The sequence below is a fragment of the Vibrio sp. YT-19(2023) genome, assembly GCF_033337395.1.
Map to the genome: position 1 here is coordinate 1 of NZ_JAWOQN010000777.1, position 596 is coordinate 596.

Sequence of the window (596 nt, forward strand, 5' to 3'; positions counted from 1 at the left end):
GAGTAGATGGTGTTTTGAGGCACACCAACACGCGAAATGTCATCTAATGTCGAGTCGCTCAGCCCATATAGGTATGTGTATTCAATGTTTGTTGGTCGGGAATAGCTGAAACGCTCGGCGCGAGTATCGGTATAGGTAATGTTGGCACCAAAGTCCGCGTCTTCATTCGCGACTGCATCTAAAATGGCATCAAAACTCGCGTAGTTGATGTACTCAACACTCACACCAAATTCAGTGGATACCGCATCAAATAAAACGCGAGTGACAACATCATCCGCTTCCGTCGCGATTTTATAGTGAGGCTGTAATGAAGGTTCGGCCTTTACATGAAGGCTTGGCAACAGGCAAGCGGAAAGCAGCAGCGTTCGAGCAAGTGTGATCATGACAAACTTATCTAAAATTAACCACTTACAGTGTGGTTATTATTATGGAAAGTAGAATAATTATGAAATGATGAACATATACTAATTCACTTATTGTTTCACAATCAATTCAACAGTCTGCCGCACGGGTCACTTTTTCCTCTGAACGCCTACAACTATTTTATAACTCCGCCTGCTCGTCACTACTACGTAAGATGTAGTCCGTCATCCAAG

The 596-nt window shown here is 43.3% G+C and carries 1 protein-coding gene; it reads right to left on the reverse strand.

Going from position 1 to position 596, the window contains the following annotated elements:
• The coding region (locus R7E78_RS28415) for a transporter substrate-binding domain-containing protein (protein ID WP_318058918.1) at positions 1-383 on the reverse strand (383 nt) is incomplete at its 3' end.
• Between the last annotated feature and the right edge of the window lie 213 nt (positions 384-596).